This window comes from Lutibacter sp., from assembly GCF_040883305.1.
In the GTDB taxonomy this organism is placed as follows: domain Bacteria; phylum Bacteroidota; class Bacteroidia; order Flavobacteriales; family Flavobacteriaceae; genus Lutibacter.
This window is the reverse complement of record NZ_JBFLKT010000147.1, coordinates 1-3,881: the sequence shown is the minus strand read 5'-3', so window position 1 is coordinate 3,881 and position 3,881 is coordinate 1. Positions and strand designations below refer to the sequence as shown.

Genomic DNA, 3,881 nt, shown 5'->3' with positions numbered 1-3,881 from the left:
TTCAACACATTTTTTGAAAACACAATAACAGTTTTGAATAAGAGTAAAGATTATCAAACATTTGATGCTCGGAATAAGTTATTGAGTTTCTATTATACTTTTTTTGAAAATTTAACTGTAAATAGAAGCTACGTTGTTGCAACTTTAAATTCTAAAAAGTTAGATCTAAAAAAATTAGATGCCTTATCCAACCTTAAAACGAGCTTTTCACAGTATATAGGTGATCTTGAAATTGAAACTATTGATTTGAAACAGAAAAACATAGCGCAAATTCAACAAAAAAGCATAAAAGAAACCGCCTGGATTCAACTATTAATTACTCTAAAATTTTGGTTAGACGACAGTTCTGCCAATTTTGAAAAGACAGATATTTTTATTGAAAAATCTGTAAATACAAGCTTCGATTTAATTGACTCAACTCCATTAAAAAGTATTATTGATTTGGGTAAATTTTTATATAAAGAAAAAATGAACATAAATTAGAATATAAATACTATGCTAAAAACTATCGATACAATTCCAGTTTCTAAAATTCATAGAGCCTCTAAACTAGTTCAAACTGGTGCAAAAGTTGGAATAAATTACTTAAAATACTACGGAGATAAATTAGTTAATACAGAAGACGAAGCGAAAGAAAAACTTAATAAAAACAATGCTGAAGACATTTATGATGGGCTAAAAAAATTGAAAGGTAGCGCATTAAAAGTTGCTCAAATGTTGAGTATGGAAAAAAGTGTTTTACCACAAGCCTATGTAGAAAAATTCTCTTTATCTCAATTTTCTGTACCTCCATTATCCGCACCTTTAGTTGTAAAAACATTCAAAAAGTATTTTGGAAAAGCTCCTGATGAAATTTTTGACACTTTTAATGCAAATTCTGTAAATGCTGCAAGTATTGGACAAGTGCATAAAGCTGAAAAAGATGGTAAAAATTTAGCAGTGAAAATTCAATATCCGGGTATAGCAAATAGTATTTCTAGCGATCTTACTATGGTAAAACCTATTGCCGTTAGTATGTTTAATATTAAAGGAAAAGATTCTGATAAATATTTTAAAGAAGTTGAAGATAAATTAATTGAAGAAACCAACTATTTAATTGAAATAAAACAAAGCAAAGAAATTTCAGAAGCGTGTAAACACATTCCAAACTTATATTTCCCTAAATATTATGAGGAATTTTCTTCAGAAAGGATTATTACAATGGATTGGATGCACGGTGAACATTTATCAGAATTTACTGCATATAACACTGATGCACAAAAGTCCAATAAATTAGGGCAAGCCTTATGGGATTTTTATATGTATCAAATTCATTCGCTTAAAAAAGTACACGCAGATCCACATCCTGGAAATTTTTTAATTTCCAAAGATGCTAATTTAATTGCGTTAGATTTTGGCTGTATGAAAACAATTCCACTCGAATTCTACATTCCTTATTTTGAATTGGCAAAAAAAGAAAATATTCAGAATCCAGAAATATTTAAACAAAAATTAGTTGAATTAGAAATTTTAAGAGATGATGATTCTCCCGAAGAATTAGCTTTTTTTACTGCAATGTTTTATGATATGTTAAGTTTGTTTACACAACCTTTTCATAAGGAAGTATTTGATTTTTCTAATCCAAATTTCTTTAAAAAAATTGCCGAATTAGGAGAACGTTATTCTAAAAGTACGGAACTCAAAAAGATGAATGGAAATAGAGGTTCTAAACATTTTATTTACATCAACAGAACCTTTTTTGGATTATATAATTTAATGTTCGATTTAAAAGCAACAGAGGTTCACATTAATAATTATAAAATTTTATAATGACATATTTTAATATTGATGAAATTCATAATTTAAATCATTTATATAAAATAAATCTTATTAATAGTTGCGCTGGTTTTAAATCCGCAAATTTAATTGCGACAAAATCTACTGAAAACAACACAAATGTTGCTATCTTTAGTTCCGTAATACATTTAGGTTCGGCACCTCCATTATTAGGTTTTATTTTAAGACCTACATCAGTGCCAAGAAATACGTATGAAAACATTATGGAAACTGGCTATTATACTATAAATCATGTACACGAGAAAATTATTAAAGATGCGCACCACACTTCTGCAAAATACGATTGTAGTATTTCGGAATTCGATGTTACAAATTTAGAAACCATCTATAAAAACAACTTTTTTGTACCATTTGTAAAAGATTGCCCTATTCAAATTGCTATGAAATTTGTTGAAGAATATGATATTAAGTCTAATAACACAAAACTTGTTATAGGAGAAATTCAAGAATTGTATATTCAAGACGAACTTTTAAAAGATGATGGATTTATTGATTTATCTGAAGGAAAAATTGCAACTATTAATGGACTAAATGGTTATGCAATTCCAACATTGAAAGAACGATTTGAATACCAAAAACCTATAAAATAAATGAAAATTCTAGTTACAGGCGCAACAGGCTATATTGGAAAACGCTTAATACCTTTGTTGTTAAACGATGGTCATAGTATTGTTTGCACTGTGCGTGATAAAAACAGAGCTCCAAAAAATTTTATAAACGATAAAAATATACATTTTGTAGAAGTTGATTTTTTAAAACCAGAAACTTTTAAAAATATCCCAAAAGATATTTATACGGCTTATTATTTAATTCATTCTATGTCTAATTCTTCAACAGAATTTCACACGCTTGAAGAAAAATGTGCACAAAATTTTAAAAATTATATTGAAACAACTTCTGTTGAACAAGTAATTTATTTAAGTGGAATTACAAACGATACAAAACTATCTAAACATTTATTATCACGTAAAAATGTTGAAAATAGGTTAGCGTCTAATAATTATGCATTAACCACTTTTAAAGCGGGAATAATTGTCGGTTCAGGTAGTTCTTCTTTTGAAATAATTCGAGATTTAGTTGAAAAACTACCATTTATGGTAACTCCAAAATGGCTCAACACCAAAACCCAGCCTATTGCAATTAGAGATGTTTTGGCTTTTTTACAAAGAGCTATTGGGAAAAAAGAGTTGTACAATAAATCGTTTGATATTTTTGGGCCAGAAATACTTACTTATAAGGAAATGCTTTTAGAATTTGCAGACATTAGAGGTTTAAAAAGACGCATTATAACTATTCCGTTAATGACCCCAAAACTTTCATCTTATTGGTTGTATTTTGTAACTTCAACTTCTTATAAACTTGCCTCCTCATTGGTAAACAGCATGGGCATAGAAATTATTGGAAACCCGAGTAACATTTACCAACTATTAAAAGTAAAACCTATTTCATACAGAGAAGCTGTGGAAAATGCTTTTGTAAAAATTGAACAAAACAGTATTGTTTCAAGTTGGAAAGATTCATTTATAAGTAGCGCGTTAGAAAGTGATTTACATAAACATATTAATGTCCCAAAGTATGGATGTTTTACCGATAAAAAACAGCGTATTTTAAAAAATGAAAACTACACGCTAGATAAAATTTGGTCAATTGGGGGAAAAAATGGCTGGTATTACGGTACTTTTTTGTGGAAATTACGTGGTTATTTTGATAAATTTTTTGGCGGAATTGGGTTAAGGCGTGGACGGACACATCCAACTGAATTAAATAATGGAGATAGTTTAGACTTTTGGCGTGTTATTTATGTAAATAAAGAAGCTAAAAAACTTTTATTATATGCGGAAATGAAACTTCCAGGTGAAGCTTGGTTAGAATTTAAAATTGAAAATAACATCTTGTACCAAACAGCAACCTTTAGACCTCAAGGAATTGCAGGACGCTTATACTGGTATGCAGTAACACCTTTTCATTTTTTTGTTTTTAATGGAATGATTTCAGCATTGGCAAAATCAAAATAAAAACTACTGTATTAAAGATTTTTTTACAAC

General features: G+C 28.7%; 4 protein-coding genes. All 4 read left to right on the top strand.

Going from position 1 to position 3,881, the window contains the following annotated elements; all coding sequences use genetic code 11:
- Positions 1-483: TetR family transcriptional regulator C-terminal domain-containing protein (locus tag AB1Z17_RS04865; protein WP_368050672.1), on the top strand; the 483-nt coding region annotated here is incomplete at its 5' end.
- A gap of 12 nt (positions 484-495) precedes the next feature.
- Positions 496-1,809: an ABC1 kinase family protein gene (locus AB1Z17_RS04860; RefSeq protein ID WP_368050671.1), complete on the top strand. Its 1,314-nt coding sequence runs from the start codon at positions 496-498 to the stop codon at positions 1,807-1,809.
- The gene (locus tag AB1Z17_RS04855) at positions 1,809-2,426 is read left to right on the top strand and encodes a flavin reductase family protein (protein ID WP_368050670.1); all 618 of its coding nucleotides are present in this window, start codon (positions 1,809-1,811) and stop codon (positions 2,424-2,426) included. Before AB1Z17_RS04860 ends, AB1Z17_RS04855 begins: the two co-directional genes overlap by 1 nt.
- The gene (locus AB1Z17_RS04850; RefSeq protein ID WP_368050669.1) at positions 2,427-3,851 is read left to right on the top strand and encodes an SDR family oxidoreductase; all 1,425 of its coding nucleotides are present in this window, start codon (positions 2,427-2,429) and stop codon (positions 3,849-3,851) included.
- Positions 3,852-3,881: the final 30 nt, after the last annotated feature.

What these genes read in the sequence shown, in the direction of transcription:
- AB1Z17_RS04860 (WP_368050671.1), top strand. Translation starts at nt 496, where the DNA reads ATGCTAAAAACTATCGATACAATTCCAGTTTCTAAAATTCATAGAGCC.
- AB1Z17_RS04855 (WP_368050670.1), top strand. Translation starts at nt 1,809, where the DNA reads ATGACATATTTTAATATTGATGAAATTCATAATTTAAATCATTTATAT.
- AB1Z17_RS04850 (WP_368050669.1), top strand. Translation starts at nt 2,427, where the DNA reads ATGAAAATTCTAGTTACAGGCGCAACAGGCTATATTGGAAAACGCTTA.